We start from the raw sequence: 25947 nt of genomic DNA, 5'->3' as shown, positions 1-25947 counted from the left end.
TTTTACTAAAACGTTATAGTTTTAATTGTTAAATATCTAAAATAGTTTAAAGAATATTTTTTTTTAACTTTTTTTTAATATATATTTGGTAAACCAAATTGGTAAACCAATTTGAAATATCGAATTAAAAAAGTATTAACACCTAAAAACCATTATATTATAACATTTTCAATGATAAAATAAATTAAAAGAGAGAAAATGATAGTTGCACCTATCTTCTTTAAATATAACCTTTTCTGAGATAATAAAAGTTATACATATTAAAAAAAAAGAATCTGCAAAAATATACCTGAACAAATAAATTTTCAGAATTGAATTTTTAAGAGATAAGGCAATTAAACATTAATAATTGATATTAATAGTAATAATCAAACCATTACTAAAATTAAACTTAAACATAAAAAAATAGATTATGAATTTAAAAATTAAGCTAGCCCTTATAGCGATGTTGTTGCTCAATGTCTCATTAATAGCTCAGGAAAGCTTTACTATAAAGGGTACTGTTACTTCCAAGGTTGATGGACAGCCTATTATGGGAGCTAATATTATTGTAGTAGGTACTCAAAAGGGTACAAGTACAGATTTTGATGGTAATTATCAAATAGAGTTGGTGTCAGGAGAAATTCTTGAAATCACTTATTTGGGTTTTGTAACAAAAAGGATACCTTATGTAAGTCAAGAAGTAATTAATGTGCAAATGGAGGAAGATTCTGCTGTACTAGATGAAGTTGTTGTTGTAGGGTATGGAGATCAAAAACAAAGTAATGTAACAAGTTCCTTAACAAAAGTTTCCGGGAAAGATATTGAAAATGTTTCAGTATCTCGTGTTGAAGATGCACTTCAAGGTAAAGTAGCTGGTTTAAGAATTCAAACAGTTGCATCAGAAGCAGGTGGAGATCCTAAAATTACATTAAGAGGGCCTGGGTCAATTACAGGTACATCAGCTCCATTAATTGTTGTTGATGGTGTTGTGTTGGGTACCGATGCAGATATTTTAGGTACAATTGATAATAATAATATACAATCTATTAGTGTTTTAAAAGATGCATCGTCAGTTGCAATATATGGTTCACGTGGTGCAAATGGAGTTATTTTAATTACACTTAAAGAAGGTGTTTCTGGAAAAACAAGTTTTTCTTACAATTCATTTATTGGGTATAAATATTCTGAAAACAACGATAATTTTAACACAACTATTGCTGATGAAAGAGCAAGATTAGATGGTCTTCAAGCAACAGTTTCAGCAATATTACCAACTAGTGAAAGATATGAAGATATTAATAGATATTATGACAATGCCTATGCTGAACTTGAAGCTATGGATTTTATTGCTTCTTTAGGTGGCGGTGAAACAAATTGGCAAGATGAAATTTTTGAAGGAGGTTTTATACAAAGTCATTCTTTATCTGTTAGAGGTGGTACTGAATTAACAAGTTATACTGCTTCTTTAGGGTTTTTAGAAGATGAAGGTATAGTAATGTCAGATAATTTTGAAAAAATTAATGCTAGAATAAAAGTTGATAGTAAATCAAGAAATAAGAAAATTAAGTTTGGTGCAAGTTTAAGCGTTAATTACAACGATCAAGTTAAAGTACCAACTAGGTTTACGGATCCATTAAGACAAATGGGGCATATTCCACTTTATTTAAATGAAGAACATTTAAAATATGTAACTCCATTTTCTACAGAAGTTGGGACTTCTACAGATGCAGGTAAATTGTTTGAAAATCTTGGTGTAGGTAGCTATGGATTCTCAAGAGCTTTTGACCACACTTTTACAGTAGACCCTAACAATCCTAGAGATATTCTTAGAGATGCAGAAACTGGTCTTCCAATTCCAAGTGGCTTAACATCTGGAGGTTTAACGTTGTCTACTACTAAAAACGTACATCCACTTGTGCATTATTTAGAAAGATCTAGAGTAAAGAAAAAATTAAGTTTAAATACTTCAGCATATATCGATTTTAAATTAGCTAAAGGTCTTAATTTTAGACAATCTATTTCTGGTGTTTTCAGACATAATAAAAATAATAATAGTGATTATTTATATGGTCAAGAAAATAGAGATCAAGAATCTTTCAGATTTGAAGGTAGAGACGAGTTAAATCAATATGCAGTAGAGTCATTACTTAAATACAAAAAAAGTTTTGGTGATCACAATTTTAATACTGTATTCGGTTTTGAATATACGCGAAGAGATTTTTATGTACAAGAGTCTGAAGCTGTAGGTTATACAAATGATTTTAATAACAATATTGCAATTGCAGATGGTGGAACTACTTATACAGATAATGGAACAGATAAATTAGTTTCGTATTTTGGAAGGGTAGATTATAACTATAATGAAAAGTACCTTATGCAATTATCTGCTCGTACTGATGGTAGTTCTAGATTTGGTACAAATACAAGGTTTGGATTTTTTCCAGCAGCATCTGTTGGTTGGATAATGTCTAATGAAGATTTTTTATTAGAAAGTGATTTAATTTCATTTTTAAAATTAAGAGCAAGTTATGGTATTTCAGGTTCTAATGAAATATCTAGAAACATCTATGAATCTCTTTACAGATTTGAAGAAACGTTTAGCACTATTAGTTATAACGGTTTAACAGGTGTTAAAGGTGTAACTTTAGCAAATCAAAATTTAGGATGGGAAAAATTAGTAGAATTTAACCCAGGAGTTGATGTTAGATTTGGTAATGGTCTTCTTAACTTATCTTTAGATTATTATGTTAGAAAAAGTGAAGACTTAATATTATTTGCTCCAGTACCTGCTACTTATGGTACAGATAATTGGTTGCAAAATATTGGTGAAGTTAAAAATTCAGGTGTAGAAATAGAACTGAATTCTAGAATTATATCAAAAGAAAACTTTAGCTGGATTGCTTCAGGTCAATTCTCTTTAAATAGAAACGAAGTGGTTAGTTTAGGTAATAATGAACAAATTATTTCTAGAATAGATCAAGATACAAGACCTACAGAGTTTATAGCAAAAGTAGGACAGCCAATAACATCTTTTTATGGTTGGGTTTATGAAAAAGAAGTTCCTTTAGAATGGATAGATAATCCTTTTAATAGATTTAATAATGATTTTGCAAACGTTTATGTAAAAGATTTAAATAACGATGGTATTATTGACGGTGAAGATAGAACAGAGTTAGGTAGTCCGTATCCAGATTTTACTTGGGGTTTCAATTCAGATTTTGTATATAATGATTTTGATTTTTCATTCCAATGGCAAGGATCTCATGGTGCTGAAGTAAGAGTAGCAGATTTAGATCAGTTATATTATGCAAGTGAGTCGGCAGTGCAACCAGTTGCAAATTTCCCAGATATTGATAAAACTGTTCATAGAAGATATACAGATGATCATATTCAAGATGCATCTTATGTAACATTAAGAAATTTAAGTGTTGGGTATACAATACCAGCATCAATTGTTTCAAAATATAATATTGATAGATTAAGAATATATTTATCAGGTGAAAACTTGCTTTTCTTTACCGCTAAAGGGTATGAAGGATTTAACCCAGAAGCTGCTGGGCAAACATCCGATAATGCTAATACACCTCTAACGTCAGGTTATCAAAGAGGAGATGGACCAGTAGTTAAAACAATTTCAGCAGGTATTAACTTTCAATTTTAATTAATTATGAGAAATATATATAAAAATATAATAGTTTGTTTTTCTCTTATGGCTTTACTTGTAAGTTGTGAAGAAGAACTAGACCTAAGTAACCCTACAGCACTTTCTATAGAAGAGTTACTACAAACAGATGATGGATTTAAATTATTATCTAATGGAGTTTTAGATGCTTATCAAAAAGTTCCAGCTAACGAGTTTTTACTTATAGAATTAAGATCAGATAATGTAAGAGCTAATACAGAAAATGGAAATTATCCAGCAATTAATGCATATAATGTAGATCCAAATAATGGAGATGTAGCAACGTATTATTCTAATAATATGTCTACTATTAAACATGCAAATACAATTATAGACAATCGTTTTTTAGCTCCAGAAAGTCAACAATATGCTGTTGGTGAAGCTTATTTTATGAGAGCTTTATGTCATTTTAATTTAGTAAGAGCATATCAAAATGTTCCTTATGTAGATAAAGTTTTAGATATAAATACAGAAGAGGCTAGAGATTTTCCTCAGTTGCCAGAAACTGAAGTTTATGAAAGAATTATAGATGATTTTAAAACATCAATTGCATATTTAGATGGTGTAGAACAAAATAGATACAGACCATCTAAAGGTGCTGCCATAAGTTTAGCAGCTAAAGCTTATTTAAGTCAACCAAATCCAAATTATTCTGAAGCAGAATTGTTGTTAGCTTCTGTTGTTGAAAATAGTGGAGCTTACAATTATAACTTACTATTTACAGAAAGAAGTAATGCAGCGCAGTTTGAGTTTAATGCAGATCCTACAGATAGTTCTGTTAACCTTTTAACAGATCAAGAGTATTATGCTAATTTAGTTATAGACTATGGTCACGTATTTGGTAATTCAATTTCAGGAGGATACTCAGATGGAGTACTTGATGGTTCTTGGTCAAACAATTCTGCATATGAAATTAACAATGAAGTAATTTTTTCAATAGCTTATGATTTAGTTAGTAGCGATAATTATGTAACTAGTGATAGTGGTTTAGATGATCAAGTAGAAACAGATTCAGAGTCACACAGTTTTGCTATGACTTTGCAAGGGCCTTCTAACGGTGTAAATATTGCATCGCTTGACTTTTTAGAGGTTATGAACCCTGAATTACAACCTGTAAGATTTTATGCTAGTATTGATGCATTGTCTTATAACCCAACACTTGAAACAAATGATACGTTTAATGCTAAATTTCCAACAGATGGTGAAATTGGTGACAACGATTGGATTGTTTTAAGATATGCTGATGTATTGTTATTATATGCTGAATCTATTTTAGGAAATAATGATAGTACTACAGACCCAAGAGCTGTTGAAGCTTTTAATAAAGTGAGAGCAAGAGCAGGACTTGAAGAGGTAGCAAATTTAACTAAACAAGCATTGTTAGATGAAAGAAGAGTTGAGTTTGTATATGAAAATCAACGTTTGTATGATTTAATAAGATTTGGTCAAGCAGATAATGTATTGACAGAATTCTCTAATGAAAATAGTTTATTTTATACTTCAGGGAAAAAATACCTTCCTTTCCCTCAAAGAGAAATAGACAATTTACCTAATTTTTATAATCAAAATAGCGGATACTAAAATCAGATAATTATGAATAAATATTTGTTTAAAATAAAATATATAGTTTTAGCTACATTTGTATCTTTAACTTCTTGTGTCAATGATGACTTGGCTGATGTAGGTGATTTAGTTGATATAACAGGACCTACGCCATTTTATAATGTAACCGATATTACTACTTCAGAATTTGATTGTAGCGATGTGGAGTTAGAAGCTAATTATGAATTTAACTTTCAAGCTGGTTCAAACTTAGCCGTAAATGGTATATATTATGAATGGAAGATTTCACCTTCAGAAGGTGTTAGCTTAATTAATAAAGACTTGCCTATTCTAGAAAAATCAATAGAAGGTGAGTTGGCATCTGTTGTTGGATTAGAAGATGCAATTTCAAAATTAGAATTTAAATTACCTTGTACTGTAGATCCAGCGAAAGCAGCAGTAATAGAAGCGCAAATAGCAGATTTAGAAGCGCAATTAGAAACAGCTAAAGCAAATCTAACCGACGAAACTTTACAAAACGTTTCTAATTTAGAAAATCAAATAGCTACATTGCCTGCGGCAACTTTACAAGATAAAGAATTAATAGTTTCTTTTCCAGGTCCAGGTGAATATACTGTGGGCTTAACTGTAACCGATAACCTTGGTAAATCAGATTATATAGAAAAAACAGTTACGGTAAATCAAGTTGTACCAACAATTCCAATTCCTGAAATAGGAGAACCTGGATTTGATGATGGTACTTTATTTGATGGTACTGGTGATGGAAGAGATTCTTGGAGAGCTCCTAGTAGTTCTAAATGGGGATCAGTTTTTCAAATTAATACAAAATCTGAGTTAGGTGTTTTACCAGATGGTTACCAAGCGGCTAAATTCCCTTCAGATGGAACTAGAGTTGGATACCAAGAGATAGAAGTAACACCTGGTGCTACTTATGTGTTAACTTACTTTAGTGAATTAGATACTAATAATTTAGGTGAAGTTACCGTATCTATAATTAGTCCAAATGCAACAACCTTAGAAGAGGCAAAATTAGAAGCAAATATAATAGCTTCTAGAACAGATAGTTCTGTAGGAAGAGTTGACGATGTATTTAAAAAACATGCAATTACCTTTGAGGCAGGTGAATATGAGACAGTAATTATTTTACTTACTAACTCAGGTACAGAGTGTAGATTAGATGCATTTGATATAACAGTAAAACAATAATAAAGCTCTAAAATTTAATATTATGATTTATAAAATAATTAAAAAATTCAATAAAAGTATTTTAGTGCTTTTGTTAATGTTTTTAGGTCTAATATCATGTTATGATAGTGGTTACGAAGAATTTGTACCACCAACTGGAAATGTAAACAATATTCAGCCTAATACTTTATTTACAACAAGTACTAATCCTGATAATAATTTGTCAATGGTATTTAGAAGTTATTCAACAGATGCAGCTTCTTATTTATGGGATTTTGGAGATGGTAATTCATCTACAGATGCAAACCCAGATTATACCTATGCAAAAGGTGGATTGTATACCGTTAAATTAACTACTACAAGTTCAGATAATTTAGTTGCGGTAGACTCTTCAGATGTAGCACCTATTTTTGTTGATTTTAATACTACTTCTATAGATTCAGAAGTTACTTTCGAAAATTTAACTACTGGTGCAGTAAGTTTAGTTTGGGATTTTGGAGATGGAGACACAGTGGAGTGGGATCTTGAAGATACAGAAGAAGATGCAGATTTTAATCCAATACATGCCTATAAAACAGCAGAGACTTTTAATGCAACATTAACTGCAACTAATTATTTGGGAGCTGAATTTTCTGTAACAAAAAATATAGAAGGTTTAGTACTATCTACAGTTCCAGATTTTACATTTATAACTAGAGGTTTTACAGCTGAATTTACAGATGCTTCTATTTTAGCAGTTTCATATAGTTGGGACTTTGGTGATGGAAATACGTCAGAAGAGCCTAATCCAACACATATTTATGCTGGTGAAGGTACTTATGAAGTAATTTTAACTACAACCAATGATGCAGGTGTATCTAAGAGTATTTCACAATTTGTTCCAATTGGAGGAATAGACCCAACATTTATGGCAACTGTTCAAAATGGTACAGCTGATGATTGGACTAAGAATACTGGTGATAATGCTGATGCTTGGGATATGACTCCTAATAGTACTATTGAAGACAATACAGGTGCAGTGATTCCTAGTCCTTATAGAGCAATTTGGTATAACTCAGAATTAAACGATTATATCGATGCTACTTACGGTACTAATGAACAACCAGGATCATCAAGTGATGGTACATATGTTGACGGTGTTAAAACAAGAGCTGTGAAGCTTTCTAATAGTAGTCGTCGTTTATATCAAGTTGTAGCTGTAGAGCCAGGAGTTGAATATACGTTTACTATTGATACACGTTCTGAAGCAGAAGGAATTAATACAGAAGTATTTATTTTAAATAATGAAATTACTACTGAAGTAGGTTTAGATATGAATCCTGAAAATGATCCATCTGTAGATGCTTATTATAATATTACAAATGATTTCAATTCAAGTAAAGGGTCAGCAACTGAGAACACATTTACTACAACTACATTTAGATTCAAAGCAACTGCAAATATTGCTGTAATTTATGTAAGAGCATTAAAAGCTGTTGATAGTAGTAATGAAGTATTTATCGATAATATTGACATTATTACACCAGAAGCTAGTGCTGGAGTTGAAGCAACTTTTGCAGCTGAAACTCAAAATGGTACAGCTGATGATTGGACTAAGAATACTGGTGATAATGCTGATGCTTGGGATATGACTCCTAATAGTACAATAGAAGATAATTCAGGAGCAACAATTGATAGCCCTTATAGAGCTATTTGGTATAATTCAGAATTAAATGCTTATATCGATGCTACTTACGGTACTAATGAACAACCAGGATCATCAAGTGATGGTACATATGTTAACGGTGTTAAAACAAGAGCTGTGAAGCTTTCTAATAGTAGTCGTCGTTTATACCAAGTTGTAGCTGTAGAGCCAGGAGTTGAATATACGTTTACTATTGATACACGTTCTGAAGCAGAAGGAATTAATACAGAAGTATTTATTTTAAATAATGAAATTACTACAGAGGTTGGTTTAGATGCTAATGCAGGAGATGATCCATCTGTAGATGCGTATTATAATATTACAAATGATTTCAATTCAAGTAAAGGTTCTGCATCTGAAAACACATTTACTACAACTACATTTACATTCACAGCATCGTCAAATATTGTTGTAATTTATGTGAGAGCATTAAATGCTATTGATGGTAGTAATGAAGTATTTATTGATAATATAGATATTATTACTCCAGGATTTTAAATTTATATAATTAAGAAAAATGAAACATTTCCGAAAAGAAATATTGAGTATGTTATTATTAGCATTTCTAACTGCAAACGTTGCTTGTCAAGCACAGAAAAGTAGCGTTTCCGATTCGGATGTTAAAACTGAAAAAAAGAAAAAAGGAAAGAAAAAGAAGAAGAATAAGGTAAAACTTCCAATGATAGATTTAAGTCATTGGAAGGTTACTTTACCAGTTACAAATGAGAAAGGGAGACCATATGAAATTGAACCTCCAGAAATTTTAAAATTTGCAGAAATTGATATAGCAAAACCTTATATGTATATAGATTCTACAAGAGGTGCTATCGTTTTTCATGCAATGCCTACAGAGTCTAAAACCAGAAACACCAAGTATACACGTTCAGAATTACGTGAGCAAATGGTACCTGGAGAAAATAATAAAAACTGGACTTTTGCTCAAGGTGGTAATTTAAAGGGAAAATTAGCTATGGCAAAAACAACAAAAGATTCTGAAGGAAAATATCATAGAACTATTATTATGCAAATTCATGGAAGGTTAACCAATGAACAACGCGATTTAATAGGTGAAGATGATAATAATGCTCCACCAATATTAAAAATATATTGGGATAAAGGAAAAATTCGTGTAAAATCAAAAGTGCTTAAAAATATACATGCTACTGATGAAGAAATACTTCACGAAGATGCTTGGGGAGATGATGAAGGTTTTAATTTTGAACAAAAAGTTGGTTTTAGAAAATTTACTTTAGAAGTTCAAGTAAGCGAGGGCAAAATGGTAGTTATATTGAACGGTAATGAATATAAAGTTTATGATGATATTCATATTAAACGCTGGGGTATTTTTGAAAATTACTTTAAAGCAGGAAATTACTTTCAATCTAGAGATGAAGGTTCTTTTTCAACAGTACGGTATTATGAATTAGAGGTAAGCCATTAAAATGTTTAATAAGAGAAGTTAATAATAAAAATTGAGTTAATTTGTAGATATATGTTGGCTCAGTAATTGAGTCAACATATTACAAAACAAAATAAATATTATTTTGCTTAAAATAGATTTTATAGTATAGATTAAAAACGTATAACCAAATTTAAAATGAAATTAGAAATACTAACAAAAGCAGACCACGTTGAAACTCAGAATTTAATTATTTCTAAAATAAGAGATTATATAAATTTTAAGAATCTAGAACCAGGAGATAAATTACCATCTGAACGTATGATGTCTGAAAAGTTTGAGACCAGTAGAAATAATGTTAGAGAAGCAATTCAAAGGTTAGAGTTTTATGGTGTACTAAAATCAATACCTCAAAGTGGAACTTTTGTTGCTAATATTGGTGTAATTGCCTTAAACGGTATTATAGATGGAGTTTTAGGATTAAAGCAACCAGATTTTAAATCACTGGTAGAAACTAGAATTTTATTAGAGTTAAAAACTTCAAAATTAGCAGCCTTAAGAAGAACTGATGCCGATTTAGAAGAAATTAAAGGGGCATTAGAAGCATTTTCTAAAAAAGTTTATAATGGTGAAGATGCAATTCAAGAAGATTTATTATTTCACTTAGCAATAGCTAAAGCAGCAGGTAATAGTACTTTAAATACGTTAATGTTAATGATAACACCTGAGATTATAATAAATTTTGAGAAGCATCATGTATGTGATAAAAAATCTTCACTTATAGGTATTGAAGAACATACAGCAATTTATAACGCTATAAAGGATAAAAATCCAACAGAGGTTAAACAGAAAATGAAATTACATTTTAAAAATTTATACGAATATTGTTACAATGTTAAGTTTTAAAATTATTAAAAAATATTATAAAAATTAAGTTACTATCATAGAGGACAGTAGTACTGTTAATAAATACATAAAAATTAGAGGGAAGTTATTCAATAAATTAAATTTTGTATTTATTAAGAGTGTTATTTAATGACTAAAATAGGGTTGGTCAGAGAATCTATGTTTATAAAAACCCTGATTAAATTTAATAATAAATGAAATTAAAAGGTTTACGTTGGTGGGTTGTAGCGTTAATTGCACTTGCTACAATTATTAATTATATTGATCGTCAGTCATTAAGTGTACTTTGGCCAGAAATAGCTAAAGAACTATATCCAGGTCATACACCTGATGAGACAAAGGCAATTTATGCACTTATTTCAATCATATTTGTATTTTCTTATGCTTTTGGACAAGCTATTTTTGGTAAAATTTTCGATTGGGTAGGTACACGATTAGGTTTTGTATTATCTATTGGAGTATGGTCTATTGCTACAGCATTACACGCTTTTGCTCAAGGGATATTAAGTTTTGGAATATTCCGTTCAATATTAGGTATTTCAGAAGCAGGAAACTGGCCAGGTGCTGCCAAAGGTAATGCAGAATGGTTCCCTACTAAAGAGAGGGCACTTGCTCAAGGAATTTTTAATTCTGGAGCAGCTATTGGAGGGATTATATCTATTCCGCTAATTGCATTTTTAGCTGTATATTTTAGCTGGAAATCAATATTTATATTGATTGGTTTAGCAGGTTTACTTTGGTTAATACCATGGTGGATATTAGTAAAAGCACCACCAAAAGATCACCCTTGGATTACAGATGAGGAACGTGATTATATTTTAACAGGTCAAAAAAATGAAGATTTTGATGGAGATGGAACACCTGATCAAGAGTATAATCCTAATACAAAAGAGCTTTTAGGTCATAAACAAAGTTGGGGTGTAATATTAGCATCTGCATTTATAGATCCAATTTGGTGGCTGTTTGTTTTTTGGATACCTATTTATTTAAATGAAGTTTATGGAATGGATGTAAAATCTATTGGGCTTTATGGATGGGTACCATACGTTGGAGCTATGTTTGGAGCTTGGTTTGGTGGTCTATTAGCACAAAATAGATTAAAAGCAGGTTGGAATGCTAATAGAACACGTAAACTAACAATTACACTTGGGTGTTTAATTATGCTACCAGCATTAATTGCTATGGCAAATCCAGGAGAAGCTGCTACTGCCGTTATTATTATGGCTGTTATCTTGTTTGGTTTTCAAACAGCTATTGGTAATGTTCAAACCTTACCAAGTGACCTTTTTTCAGGAAAAACTGTTGGAACATTATCTGGATTTTCAGGTATGGCGGCAAAACTTACTGCTGCAGGTTTAACCTACTTAGTGCCTTGGTTAACTAGTGGAGGTAATTATACACCAGCTTTTATAATAGGAGCGGCTTTAGCTATTCTAACTTTAGCTAGTGTGTGGATATTTATCCCTAAAATTGAGCCAATTAAAAGAAATAAATAAAATAATTAAAAATAATTAAAAATGAGTAATGTAAATAATAAAGTAGCAGTTGTTACAGGTGCTACAGGAGGAATCGGATTTCAAGTAGCTAAAAGATTAGGTCAAGACGGATATACTGTAGTTTTAAATGGTATAGAAGATGAAGATGGAGCTAAAAGAGTTGAAGAATTAACAGCAGAAGGAATTACTGCTGAGTATATTGGGTTTGATGTTACAAGCGACGATGCTGTAACTTCTAACATTAAAGCAATTGGAGAAAAGTATGGTAAAATAGATGTACTTGTAAATAACGCAGGTGGTTTAGGTGGAAGATCTAGATTTGAAGAAATGACAACTGAATTTTACAGATTTGTAATGGCTTTAAACCTTGATTCAGTATTTTTTGCTTCAAGAGCAGCTATTCCTTTCTTAAAAAAATCTGACAATCCGTCAATAATCAATTATACATCTAATGCAGGATGGAATGCTGGTGGACCAGGAGCAGGTATCTATGGTACTTCTAAAGCAGGTGTTCATGCAATTACTAGAGCGTTAGCAAAAGATTTAGCAGAATATGGAATTAGAGTAAACGCTGTATCTCCAGGTACAATTGATACTCCTTTCCACGCTCAAATTAAAGCAACTAAACCAGAAGTTTTTGCTTCTTGGGCAAACAACATTTTATTAGGTAGATTAGGTCAGCCAGAAGAAGTAGCTTCTGTTGTATCTTTCTTAGCTAGTAAAGATGCTTCTTTTATAACAGCTGAAACTATCCAAATTGGAGGTGGACAAGCTTTAGGAATTTAATTTATAGTTAGTTTAAAAAATTGGCGTAGGTATTTTCTACGCCAATTTTATAATAATAAAATTTTACAATGAAAAAAGTAGTAACATTTGGAGAAATCATGTTAAGATTAGCTCCACACGGATTTTTAAGATTTTCGCAAGCCAATGCATTTGATGTGATTTATGGAGGAGGAGAGTCTAATGTAGCAGTGTCCTTAGCTAATTATGGTGTTCCAGTAGATTTTATAACGCGTTTACCAAAAAATGATATTGGAGAATGTGCTATGATGGAAATGCGAAAAAGAGGCGTAAACTGCGATAATATTATTTGGGGAGGCGATCGATTAGGAATTTATTTCTTAGAAACCGGTGCCGTAAATAGAGGAAGTAAAGTAGTTTATGATCGACAACATTCAGCAGTTGCAGAAATAGAGCCAGGAATGGTAGATTGGGAAGCTGTATTTGAAGGTGCTGGTTGGTTTCACTGGACAGGTATTACACCAGCCATTTCTCAAGGAGCAGCCGATGCATGTTTAGAAGCTGTAAAAGTTGCAAGCAAGTTAGGTTTAACAATTTCTACGGATTTAAATTACCGTCAGAAATTATGGAAATACGGAGGGGATAGAGAAGCAATAATGACTGAATTAACTTCGTACTGTGATATTATTTTAGGAAATGAAGAAGATGCAGAAAAACATTTTAATATTAAGCCAGAAGGATTAGATATTACAACTCAAGGAGAACATGTTAAAGGAGAAGCATTTTTATCAGTTTGTGATCAAATGTTGAAAAAATTCCCAAGAGCTAAAAAAGTAATAACAACATTAAGAGGATCCATTTCAGCATCACATAATACTTGGGCTGGAGTTTTATATGATGGTAAAACATTATTTGAATCACCTCAATACCAAATTACAGATATTGTAGATAGAGTTGGTGGAGGAGATTCATTTATGGGAGGTTTAATTTATGGTTTGTTAGAATATGAAGGAGATGATCAAAAAGCCTTAGACTTTGCGGTTGCCGCATCTTGTTTAAAACACACAATAAAAGGAGATGCAAACTTATCTACTATAGAAGAGGTGAAAAAGCTAATGGGTGGAGATGCTTCTGGTAGAGTAGCACGATAATATTATTTAGTAATATTTATGTTTGATAACTAGGAAAGTTGGTTTACATCCATCAAATCAGCTTTCCTTAATTTACTTTATATCAAACTATTTCAATTTTAAAATACAGTATAAGTGAATAGTGTTAGTTAACACTAGAGTACCTATTTAAATTAAATTGCAGGTATATGAAAAAATCAATTGCTATTATTTGCGGAGGAGGTCCTGCTCCAGGAATTAATACCGTAATAAGTACACTTGCTAAAACATTTTTAAAAGATGGTTATAATGTTTTAGGAGTTCACCATGGGTACAAGGGATTGTTTTCTAAAAATCCTTCAATAAAATCATTTGATTATCAAAGTGCTGATCGGATTTTTAGTTTGGGTGGTTCTACTTTAACTATGAGTAGATTTAAACCAAAAGATAGTGATTTTAAAGTAGATTTTTTTCAAAAAAATAATGTAAAATTGTTAGTTACAATTGGAGGTGATGACACGGCGTCAACAGCGAGTAGGCTAACAAAATACTTGGTTAATAAAAAATTAGAGGTAGCTCATATCCATGTTCCAAAAACTATAGATAACGATTTGCCTTTACCTGATAGAAACCCAACATTTGGATTTCATACAGCAAAAGATGAAGGGGTTCGAATAGGGAATACTGTTTATGAAGATGCAAGAACTAGTGAAAATTGGTTTGTAGTTTCTGCAATGGGAAGATCTGCCGGTCATTTAGCATTTGGTATTGCTTCTGCATGTCATTTTCCAATGATGATTATTCCTGAAATGTTTAATAAAACCAAAATTACATTTGAAAAATTGACGAATATAATTATTTCGTCTATTCTAAAAAGTAAAATAAGAGGAATTGAATACGGTGTTGCTATGATTAGTGAAGGTGTTTTTCACTTTATGGACGATGATGAAATAAACAACTCCGGAATTAATTTTACATATGATGCTCACGGACATCCAGAATTAGGAAATGTTAGTAAATCTCATATTTTTAATTACCTACTTCAAGTAAAATTAAAAGAATTAGGTTTAGATATTAAAACTAGACCGGTAGAAATAGGTTATGAGTTGAGGTGTTGTAAACCAATAGCATTCGATTTAACATTGTGTACTTTATTAGCTATAGGTGTTAAAAAATTGTACAACCAAGGTATTACTGGTTGTATTGTAAGTGCTAATTCAAATGGAGATATTACGCCTTTGTATTTAAAAGATTTTGAAGATGAAAAAGGCAAAGTTCAGCCAAGATTAGTGGATGTAAACTCTGACATGGCACAGCTTTTTATAAAGAATTTAATTTATATTAGAAAAAACGATTACAAAGAAGCAACTAAATATGTTGAAGATCCTTCGGCATATGATTTTAAAAAAATATTAAACTGGATATAAATTCAGTTGTTTAGTAAAATAATTACACGATTTAATAACGCAACAAAAATGGCACAATTTACAAGAATAGAAGTAGCAACAGCAATGAAAGAAACAGGAATGATTCCTTTGTTTTTTAATAGTGATATAGAATTAAGTAAAAAAGTATTAAAGGCTTGTTATGATGGTGGAGCACGTTTAATGGAATTTACAGCTCGTGGAGATTTTGCACACGAAGTTTTTGGAGAATTAACCAAATATGCAATTGCAGAATTACCGGGAATGATAATGGGTGTAGGATCAGTAACCGACGGAGCAGCAGCATCATTATATATGGCTTTAGGAGCAAATTTTATAGTTACTCCAGTATTACGTGAAGATATTGCAATTGCTTGTAATCGTCGTAAAGTTTTATGGTCACCAGGCTGTGGAACATTAACAGAAATTGCAAAAGCTGAAGAGTTAGGTTGTGAAATTGTAAAACTATTTCCAGGAGATATTTACGGACCTCAGTTTGTAAAAGGTATAAAAGGGCCTCAACCTTGGACAAGCATTATGCCTACAGGAGGAGTTTCTCCAACTAAAGAGAATTTAACAGGTTGGTTTAATGCCGGTGTAACTTGTGTTGGAATGGGATCTCAATTAATTTCAAAAGAAATTATAGCAAATAAAGATTACGATGGATTAAAAGCTAAAGTTAAAGAAGCATTAGCGTTAATTAAAGATGTAAGAAAATAAAAAAACTATTGCAATGTATAAAAATTTATTAATTGTTTTATCACTTATTTTATTGATTTCTTGTGATGAGGTTTCAGTAAATATGATAAAAGTTGAAAATATTGAAGAACTAAATTCAGCAATAAAAAATGCTACGCCTGGAGATGAAATTGTATTAACAAATGGAGTTTGGAAAGATGTTGAAATTGAGTTTGTAGGTAAAGGAACTAAAGATAAACCTATAACTTTAAGAGCAGAAACTGCAGGAGAGGTTTTTATTGAAGGTGTTTCTAATTTAGAAATTGCAGGTGATTATTTAATTGTAGAGGGCTTATTTTTTAGAAATGGATATACGCCAAGTAGAGATGTAATTGCTTTTAGAACAAGTAAAGAAAATGTAGCCAATCATTCTAAAGTAACAAACTGTGTAGTTTTAGATTATAATCCAAAACAACGCGATCGAGATGATCACTGGGTGCAACTTTTTGGTAAACATAATGAGGTAAGTCATTGTTATTTTGCTGGTAAAACAAACGGAGGACCTACGCTTAGAGTAGATTTAAAAGGAAACCAAAGTATTAGAAATTACCATCAAATTATAAACAATCATTTTGGACCAAGGCCTAGAAAAGGTGGTGCAAGAGGAGAAACTATTCAATTAGGAAGTAGTTTTACATCTATGTCGCCAAGTAATACAACAATTGCAAATAACTTATTTGAAGAATGTAATGGTGAAGTAGAAATTATTTCAAGTAAAACCAATTTTAATGAAATTAGAAACAACGTTTTTTATAAAAGTGAAGGGTCTGTTGTAACACGCCATGGTAATTATGCTATTATTGATGGAAATTATTTTATTGGTGATGGTGAAAATAAAAATTATGGAGGAATAAGACTTGTAAATACCGGTCATTGGGTTGTAAATAATTATTTCTACAATATTATTGGTGAAAACTTTAGAAGTCCTTTAGCTGTTATGAACGGGATACCTAAATCTCCATTAAATAGATACAACCAAGTTACAGATGTAGTAGTTGCATACAATACATATGTAAACTGTAAATCTCCTTGGCAATTTGGAGTAGGTACTAATATTGATCAAAAAGACGTGTTGCCTTTGTCTGAAATTCGTTCAGCTAGACCACTTAGAATAGACGTTGCAAATAATATTATTTTTAATGAAGTAGGTGATTCTAACCCGATTATAGAACACGATAAAGCCGATGGTGTAAGATTTAAAAGTAATATAATTAACAATCAAGGTGTTAGTTTTAATGATGAAGACCGCATTGTTCCAACTAGTTTTGAATTAACTAAAATTGGCGAATATGTTTTTGTTCCAACGGGTGTTTCTGATGAGTTTAAACCATATAATGGATTTGGCTTTGAGGAAATTACAAATGATCTTTTTGGAAATTCTAGAGCAAATTCTAATTCAATAGGAGCTACTATTGCTGGTGTAACTAAGGATCCATTAATTTTAGATAAAACAAAATACGGTGCTAGCTGGTATTCAAATGAAGTAACGCCAAGAGAACCACAAATTTTTAATGTATCTACTAATGAAGAAATTGTAGCTAAAATTGCTGAAGCAAAATCAGGAGATATTGTAGCATTAAATTCAGGAACTTATATGGTGCCTAAATCTTTAGTAATAGATAAAACTATTACTATTCAATCTAAAGATGAAGAAAAAGCAGAAATTATTTTCTCAGGTGAAGAAAATACACCACTATTTGAATTGAATCCTTATGGTTTGTTAACATTAAAAAATGTTAAAATTAAAGGTAATGGAACTCAAAAAGCCTTTGCAAGTTTAAAAGAAAATATGTCTAATCATTTCGGATTAACAGTTATAGGAAGTGAAATAAGTAACTTTGATTATGTATTAAAAGCATACAAACAAACATTTGCTGAAGAAATTTTATTTACCAACACTTCTATTACTAATTGCGAAAATGGAATTGAACTTTCAGAGGAAATTAATGATAAAGGAGATTATAATGTTGAATATTTAACCATTGACAACTGTCTGTTTAATAATGTAAGAAGCAATGTGGTTGATTATTATAGAGGTGGTTACGATGAGTCTACCATAGGTGGAAATTTAGCACTTACTAATACTACTTTTGAAAACTGTGGTGCTAAAGAAGAAACTAATATTTTAATTAATACACGAGGTATTGTTAATGTAAATATTGAAAATAATACGTTTCAAAATAACAGAGTAAAACTAGTAGCTCTTTTATGGGGAGCTAAAAATAATTCACACTCAAATAATAAAATTCAAAATTCAGGGAAAATTGTAGTAGAAGAAAATTTAAAAATGAAATTAATGTATTAGTCTGTGTGAGCTAATATGTTGATTTATAAATTATTGAAAAACAAATAAATGGGAAAAATAAAATTTAATAAATTAATTTTTTGTGTTTATTTGTTTTTTACTTTAATCGGTAATGCACAACAAATTCCTTCAACAAAAGTTATTGGAAATTCTCATCTTTCAAATTATTTAACCCCAGAAGTTAAAGCACAATTAAGCGAAAATAATGTAATTTCAGAAGCCAAATTAGCTAGTTATTTAAGAGAGAAATTTTCTGAACGTTATTTTTTTAATTGGAAAAATTTTGATGAAAGGTTTCAAAAATATAATGCAACCTATTCCAATATTGAAGCGAGTCATACAGAACGAGCTTTAGATCATCTTTCGAAGTTTGCAGATTCAACACATTGGGTATTACCATTTAATTATTTAAATGGTAAGCAAGTTAATGCCTATGCATTAAGGCATTTAGCGCGCCAACATAAAATGGTTGATATTGCCTATTACTATAATTATCAACATAAAAACGTAACATACATTTCTTATTTTACCAATCAATTAAAATCTTTAAATGATGCATTGCATCAAAATAACTATGAAAAAATTGAAGATGGAAATGGTGTTTATGAGGCGTTTAGATCTGGTTATCGTGTTTTAAATTGGTTACAAATTCACAATATGTTCTTGGGTGAAGAAGGCTATACAGATGAAGATCAATTAAGAACAGTTGCAACCTTATTACAACATGGTGCACATTTATACGCTAGAAATACAAAATTTAAACCAGGAAACCATCAAACTAGAGGCTTATCTGCATTGGTTATGGTTTCAATTTTATTAAGAGATTTTGAAGGGACAGATAGCTGGTATACACATGCAATGCGATTATTAGAAGAACACTTGTCGAAAGAAATTAATGATGATGGATTTCAATTTGAGCGTTCTGTCCATTATCATATGAGTGATATTGGAAACTATTATTATGTGTATCAATTAGCCAAAATTAATAATATTAAGGTTGGCGATTTTTGGGAGAAACAATTAAAGTCCTTGTTTACCACATTAACCCAAATTGCATACCCAGATAAATCTGCACCTGTTTTGCAAGATGATACAGATAATCCTTGGGCAGAAAAGAATGATATTTCAGGAGCATTAACTTTAGGTTATTTGTTATTTGAAGATCCTTCATTAGGATATTTTGCCAATAATTATGTTAATAGTAATATGTATTGGTTTTTGAATAATAAGCAACTGAACTTGTTAAATTCAATAAAAAAAGAAACACCAACTATAGGGTCAGTTTCATTTCCAACAACAGGTTATTTTATTTCGAGAGATGGCTGGAACATTACTAATAATATGATGATAATTTCTGCTGGTTTAGATGCTTTTAAGCCAGACCACCAGCATGGAGATATGTTAGGTGTTCAAGCTATGGCAAACGGTAAAGTTGTTTTACCTAATTATCAAGTACGTTATTCGTTAAAAGACTATGGTTTTTTTAAAAATTCAATGGTAAAAAATGTTGCTTTGGTTGATGATGAGTTACAGGGAAAACAATATACATCAAACAAAGGAGGGAGTGGTTTTGGTAAATTTTTAGAACTTCCTAATCCTAAAACCCTTGCTTGGGAAACAAATAAAGTTTATGATGTTTTTGTTGGGGCACATGATGGTTTTGAAAATGTTGGAGTAGGTTATTCTCGTCAGGTAATTAACATCAAAAACAATTTTTGGATTGTAAAAGATAATTTTACTTCTCAAAAACCACATGCGTATAAACAAGTTTGGCAAGGTCATTATTCGCTTGAAAATGCACCAAATTTATTAAGAGCAACTTTTGATGAAGCTGAGGGGTTAGATATTTATCAGTTAAATAAAGTAGATACTATAAATACTAATGGATTAAGAGGTAAGCAGTGGTCTGTAGTAACTAAAAAATCGAATACTAATTTTAGTTTTATCACGGCTCTTTTTCCATACAAAGGTTACGAAAATAGATTAGATGAAACTGATGCAAATTTAAAATTAGGGACTTGGAATATTAATAACCAAGAGTTATTTAAGTCTAATGCCAGTACCATAATATCCGATACTACAACTTTTATTTTGTTTGAAACTTCAGAAGTGAAAAACGAAACAATTTCAATTGAATTCAATAAAAAAGCTGATATAATTATTTCTGTAAAAAATGGAATAACCCTACGAAACATTAGTGATAAGCCAATTAAAATTAATTATAAAAATTGGAACGGCACAAAAGAATTAGATTCAGGAGAATTATTGAGACTTTCCAGTATAAATAATTGAATAGGAGCATATGAAAAATAGGTTGCAAAATAAAGTATTGTCTACTTTTGTTTGGGTGTTAACAATACTAATATCTGTTCCAGTAGTTGCTCAAACGGTTCCTTCAGATCTTATGGATAACTGTAAGCAATGGAAAATTACATATCCTACAGGTATCGAGGATAAAACACTATGTGGTGAAGCTAATAATGAGTTTTTTTATGTAAATGGAACAGGTGATGCAATAGTTTTTCGCGCACCCATAAGAAGCGATAATGGAACTACGCCAAAATCGGATAATATACGTTCAGAACTTAGAGAAAGAGAGGTAGATGGCAGTGTAGATGTTTATTGGACTACAGAAGGCTCTCATTTAATATATGTAAAACAAGCTATAACACATTTACCTATTAATAAACCCCAATTAGTAGCTACACAAATTCATGGTAACAAAGAAGAAGGTATAGACGATTCTATGGTATTAAGATTAGAGGGTACACACCTTTTTTTATCTTTTAATGGAGGTAAATTAAGAGATAATGTAACTATAAAAACAAACTATGCCTTAGGTACTTTACATGAAGTCATTTTTAATGTAATTAATGGAAAACATTATTGTTATTATTCTGAAGATGGAAATCTTTTAAATGCCTACAATAATGGTAACGCTGATCAATATTTAGTGAAAGCTGATGGCAATGATTATGTAATGGACTTAAGTTATGACGAATCCTACTTTAAAGTTGGTAACTATACTCAAAGCAATGCTGTTGAAGAAGGAACTGATACCGATAATCCTGATAATTATGGAGAAGTTTTAGTATACGATTTTTTTGTTAATCATAATGATGATGTTAGTGTAACAGGAGTAAGTATATCTCCAGCTTCTATAGATCTTGTGTTAGGAAATACCTTTCAATTAAATGCCTTGGTGAGCCCTGTAAGTGCTACAAACTTAAACGTAAGTTTTAGTAGTAGTGATAATGCTGTTGCTACAGTTGATGCAAATGGTTTAGTAAAAGCTATTTCAAAAGGGAGTGCAATAATTACTGTGGCTACAAGTGAAGGAGGTTTTACCAATTCAAGTACAATAAATGTAGTAGAAGCGGCTGTAGGTTCTAATTTGGCATTAAACAAGGCTGTTATTGGTACAGGAACTCCAGATGGTGAGCATGTAGTAGCAAATTTAGTGGATGGTTTAACTTCTACAAGATGGTCAGTTTCAGGATTTCCACAAACAGCAACCATAGATTTAGGTGAAATTTATACTATAGATAGAACAGAGTTAGTAGCTTATACAGATAGAGCTTATAATTATACAGTAGCTGTTGCAACTTCTGAAAACGGACCTTTTACTCAAATTATAGATAGGTCTGAAAACACTTCCCCGGCAACTGAATTAAACCCAAATATTAATATTTTTTCAGAAATAGATGCACGTTTTGTTAAAGTGACCGTTACAGGTTCCGAAAATTATACAGGTGATTGGATAAGTCTATTAGAATTTAGAGTTTTTGGAATTTCAACTTCTGTGGCTGATGACGATGATGATGGTGTTTTAAATAGTAATGATAAATGTCCAAATACTAGTATAGGAACCTCAGTAGATGCAAATGGCTGCGCACTTTTAGAATCTAATAATTTTAAAATTGAAGTACTAGGTGAAACTTGTTCAGGTAAAAATAATGGTAAAATAGTTATTGCGGCTGCTAAAAGTCAAGATTATACATTAACTTATAATAGTGAAACTTTTAGTTTTACTTCAGGAAAAATCTTAGAAAATATTTCTCCAGGAACATATAGTTTTTGCATAGAAGTAATTGGCGTAACGTCTCCATATTGTTATACTGTGGTAATACCTGAGGCAACTACTATATCTGGGAAATCTACTTTAACTAATAAACAATTATTTGTAAATATTTCCAAAGGAACGTTGCCTTATAAAGTTATTGTGAATGGAAGTTTACAATTTAAAACCTTTGATAATGATTTTAATCTTGAAGTAAATCATGGAGATTTAGTAGAGGTAAAAACAGCGGTTGAATGTGAAGGAGTATATTCTAAAAATATAGAATTATTTAATAGCTTAAACGTGTATCCGAATCCTTCTATGGGCTTATTTTCAATTCCAATAGAAACAAACCATAAAACGGTTGAAATTAGCGTGTTTAATACAGTTTCTAAGTTGGTGTTATCAAAAACATACAATGTAATAAATTCTAAAGTACAGTTAGATTTAACACATAAACCTAGAGGAATTTACTTTGTTAAAGTACATTTAGATAAAGATTATATTTTTAAAGTAGTAAAGCATTAAACGGTATTCATTTTTTGTTGAATTTTCTTAATTTTTAGTATCATATAATTGTTTGTATGTATTAGAAAAGGCTGTAATATTATAATAAATAGCTTAAAAATTGTAATATTGTAATAACAGTTTTTTAGTAGTTTTTTTATGGGTATAATAAAGCAATTTTTAAATTTTCTATTATTTTTAACTTCTTTTTATATAGTTGGTCAAGAGTTACCACCTATTAAAAATTATGCTTCAGAAGTATATGGTGCTGAAAACCAGAACTGGTCTATTTCTCAATCGGAAGATAAATACATTTATTTAGCTAATAATAGTGGGTTATTGGAATTTAATGGCGCAAACTGGCGATTATATCCATCACCAAATAATACAATATTACGTTCGGTAAATGCCATTGGAAACAAAATTTACACCGGAGCTTATATGGAATTTGGGTTTTGGGAAAAAAATGTTTTTGGTAATTTAGAATACACTTCATTAAGCGCAAAATTAAAAGAATCTTTAATAGAAGAAGATTTTTGGAGTATTATAGATTTTGATAAATGGATTTTATTTCAATCTTTAAATAGAATTTATATTTACAATACCGTTGATAAAACATTTAGAATTATTGATTCTGAAAATCGACTTCCAAAAGCTTTTAAAATAAACGAAAGTATCTATTTTCAAAAATTAAATGAAGGGGTTTTTAGAATTGAAAGTGGCGAGCCTGTTTTAGTTTCTGAAGATAATGTGTTTAAAGAGAATATTTTAGTTGATGCTTTTGAACTAGATGATAAAGTTTTATACTTAACTCAAACAAAAGGGTTTTATTATTTGGATAAAGATAACAAAGTACATCAGTGGAATGTTACTATCAATCCAAAAATTACAGATTTAAGTGTTTATAGTAGTTTGCAATTAGCAAATGGTAATTTAGTTTTAGGAACTATTTCAAACGGAATTTTTGAATTAGATAAAAAAGGGAATGTTTTACTGCAAATAGACCAAGAAGAGGGATTGAATAATAATACTGTTTTATCTATGTTTGAAGATGTAGATAATAATTTATGGTTAGGTTTAGATAACGGTGTTAGTGTTGTAAATATGAATTCTCCTTTCTCAGTTTATAATGATTTTGGTGGAAAACTCGGATCTGTTTATACTTCGGTTATTTTTAATAATAAATTATATTTAGGTACTAATCAGGGGTTATTTTATAAAGAAATTGGTTCAAATAATGATTTTAAATTTATTAACGATACTGATGGTCAAGTATGGTGTTTTAAGGTACATGATAATACCTTATTTTGTGGGCATAATAAAGGAACTTTTATAGTTGAAGGAGATAAAGCAGATCTTATTCCTGGAGCTATGGGAACTATGGCAATTAAATCAATTAAAGGTCATGAGGATAAACTAATTCAAGGGTATTACTATGGTTTAAATATTATTGAAAAAGTTAATGATACTTGGAAACTGAGGAATAAAATAGTTGGTTTCGACCCTACAACTCGTTTTTTCGATTTTACCAATGATAGTAGTATTTTAGTTTTTCACGAATACAAAGGACTTTTTAAACTAGATGTAGATGAAGATTTCACACAAATTAAAAGTTATAAAATTATTGAGAGCGCTCCTAAAGCATTAAAAGCTGCAATATCAAATTATAATGGGGAACTTTTATACACATCTAAGGAAGGTATTTTTAAGTATGATAATAAGAAAGAATCATTTGAAAAAGATATACACTTATCTGATAAGTTTTTAAAAGACGATAAATTTATTTCTGGAAAGTTAATTTTAGATTCTAAAACTAATACTTTATGGGGATTTACCGATAAAAGTATTATTTACTTTTCACCTGGAAAATTAAATTCTACATTGCAAAGTACTAAAATATTTGTACCTGCTTCTTTAAGAAGGAATCTTAACGGTTTCGAGAGTGTTATTAATTTAAAAGACGAATTATACTTATTTGGAACTTCACGTGGCTATTTAATATTAGATAAAAGTAAGATTAACGCTACGGATTATAAAATATCAATAAATTCAATAGATAAAAAGGCTCTTGATGGTACAAAACAATTTGTTCCTTTAAATGATGAGGTTGAATTTAGTTCAAAAGAAAATAATTTAAATTTTACGTTTAGCGTCCCTGAATTTAATAAGTTTAATCAAGTTACATATCAATACCAATTAGATGGTTACTATGATAAGTGGAGCGATTGGTCAACTGATTCTGAAGTTTCTTTTGAAAATTTACCTTATGGAAGCTATACTTTTAATGTTAGAGCTCAAATAGGTAATACATTATCTAGTAATACGGCTTCTTATTCTTTTGTAATTGACAGACCATGGTATTTGTCTAATCAATCAATTGTTATTTATTCGTTTGTATTTGTAGCATTACTATTATTAGTTCATAGCTTGTATAAACGTCACTATTCAAAACAAAAAAAGAAATTGATAGACAAAAAGCAACGAGAATTTTCTTTGTCTCAATTAAAGAGTGAAAAGGAGATTATGAAATTGAAAAATGAAAAGCTTCAACATGAGATAGATAGTAAAACAAGAGAATTATCTGCGTCTACTATGAGTATAATTAAAAAGAATGAAATATTAAATACTATTAAGGCAGAGCTTTCAGCTATTAAAGATAAAGAGAAAATTAAACCAGTTATAAAAATTATTAATAAAAATCTATCCAACACTAGCGATTGGAAACTGTTTCAAGAAGCATTTAATAATGCAGATAGTGATTTTTTGAAAAAAATTAAAGAATTACACCCCAACCTTACACCAAACGATTTGCGGTTGTGTGCATACTTGCGTTTAAATCTATCATCGAAAGAAATTGCACCTCTTTTAAATATATCAGCTAGAAGTGTTGAAATAAAGCGTTACAGGCTACGTAAAAAAATGGAATTAGCCCACGAAAAAAGTCTTGTTGAATATATTTTAGAGATTTAATATCTCTAAAAGATTATTCTATGCATCTTCACATGTCATCAAATTTATCTTTTCAATAATTCTAAAATATTTATTTATTGAATTTATTTTTAAGCTTACTGCCGTTTATTATTAATTTACATTAAATGGTATGGAGTTATATTCGGCTTAAATAGTTTTAATTCATAGCTGAAACAATATATTTTATAATTTA

At 30.4% G+C, this 25947-nt stretch carries 15 protein-coding genes; all 15 read left to right on the top strand.

Going from position 1 to position 25947, the window contains the following annotated elements:
* Positions 1–412: 412 nt before the first annotated feature.
* The 15 genes from MHL31_RS08725 to MHL31_RS08645 all read left to right on the top strand — a co-directional run bounded on the left by MHL31_RS08725 (position 413) and on the right by MHL31_RS08645 (position 25754).
* The gene (locus MHL31_RS08725) at positions 413–3643 is read left to right on the top strand and encodes a TonB-dependent receptor (protein ID WP_240225546.1); all 3231 of its coding nucleotides are present in this window, start codon (positions 413–415) and stop codon (positions 3641–3643) included.
* A gap of 6 nt (positions 3644–3649) precedes the next feature.
* Positions 3650–5245, top strand: a complete 1596-nt coding sequence (locus MHL31_RS08720; RefSeq protein ID WP_240225545.1) for a RagB/SusD family nutrient uptake outer membrane protein — start codon at positions 3650–3652, stop codon at positions 5243–5245.
* 12 nt (positions 5246–5257) lie between these two features.
* On the top strand, positions 5258–6433 hold the full coding sequence (locus MHL31_RS08715; protein WP_240225544.1) for a hypothetical protein: 1176 nt from the start codon (positions 5258–5260) through the stop codon (positions 6431–6433).
* Positions 6434–6455: 22 nt separating this feature from the next.
* Positions 6456–8594, top strand: coding sequence for a PKD domain-containing protein (locus MHL31_RS16290; RefSeq protein ID WP_305802690.1), 2139 nt, complete (start codon positions 6456–6458; stop codon positions 8592–8594).
* 19 nt (positions 8595–8613) lie between these two features.
* Positions 8614–9537, top strand: a complete 924-nt coding sequence (locus MHL31_RS08700; protein ID WP_240225543.1) for a polysaccharide lyase family 7 protein — start codon at positions 8614–8616, stop codon at positions 9535–9537.
* A 156-nt stretch (positions 9538–9693) separates the two neighbouring features.
* Positions 9694–10401, top strand: a complete 708-nt coding sequence (locus tag MHL31_RS08695; protein WP_240225542.1) for a FadR/GntR family transcriptional regulator — start codon at positions 9694–9696, stop codon at positions 10399–10401.
* A gap of 194 nt (positions 10402–10595) precedes the next feature.
* The gene (locus MHL31_RS08690; protein ID WP_240225541.1) at positions 10596–11897 is read left to right on the top strand and encodes an MFS transporter; all 1302 of its coding nucleotides are present in this window, start codon (positions 10596–10598) and stop codon (positions 11895–11897) included.
* Between the two features lie 21 nt (positions 11898–11918).
* Positions 11919–12683 carry an SDR family NAD(P)-dependent oxidoreductase gene (locus MHL31_RS08685; protein ID WP_240225540.1) on the top strand — a complete coding sequence of 255 codons (765 nt, stop codon included), beginning with the start codon at positions 11919–11921 and terminating at the stop codon, positions 12681–12683.
* Positions 12684–12751: 68 nt separating this feature from the next.
* Complete coding sequence (locus MHL31_RS08680; protein ID WP_240225539.1) at positions 12752–13792, top strand: sugar kinase; 1041 nt, start codon at positions 12752–12754, stop codon at positions 13790–13792.
* Between the two features lie 167 nt (positions 13793–13959).
* Positions 13960–15177 (top strand): 6-phosphofructokinase, encoded by a 1218-nt coding sequence (locus MHL31_RS08675; RefSeq protein ID WP_240225538.1) that lies wholly within the window; start codon positions 13960–13962, stop codon positions 15175–15177.
* Positions 15178–15225: 48 nt separating this feature from the next.
* Complete coding sequence (locus MHL31_RS08670; protein ID WP_240225537.1) at positions 15226–15894, top strand: bifunctional 4-hydroxy-2-oxoglutarate aldolase/2-dehydro-3-deoxy-phosphogluconate aldolase; 669 nt, start codon at positions 15226–15228, stop codon at positions 15892–15894.
* Between the two features lie 13 nt (positions 15895–15907).
* The gene (locus tag MHL31_RS08665) at positions 15908–18217 is read left to right on the top strand and encodes a chondroitinase-B domain-containing protein (protein WP_240225536.1); all 2310 of its coding nucleotides are present in this window, start codon (positions 15908–15910) and stop codon (positions 18215–18217) included.
* A 48-nt stretch (positions 18218–18265) separates the two neighbouring features.
* Entirely contained in the window at positions 18266–20509 is a 2244-nt protein-coding gene (locus MHL31_RS08660) for a heparinase II/III family protein (protein ID WP_240225535.1), read from the top strand.
* A 10-nt stretch (positions 20510–20519) separates the two neighbouring features.
* Entirely contained in the window at positions 20520–22805 is a 2286-nt protein-coding gene (locus tag MHL31_RS16285) for a polysaccharide lyase family 7 protein (protein ID WP_305802689.1), read from the top strand.
* A 138-nt stretch (positions 22806–22943) separates the two neighbouring features.
* Positions 22944–25754 (top strand): triple tyrosine motif-containing protein, encoded by a 2811-nt coding sequence (locus tag MHL31_RS08645; RefSeq protein ID WP_240225534.1) that lies wholly within the window; start codon positions 22944–22946, stop codon positions 25752–25754.
* The last annotated feature ends 193 nt before the right edge of the window (positions 25755–25947 follow it).

Source organism: Lutibacter sp. A80, from assembly GCF_022429645.1.
GTDB lineage: Bacteria > Bacteroidota > Bacteroidia > Flavobacteriales > Flavobacteriaceae > Lutibacter.
The sequence above is the reverse complement of the archived record's forward strand: the minus strand, read 5'-3'. Positions and strand labels throughout refer to the sequence as shown.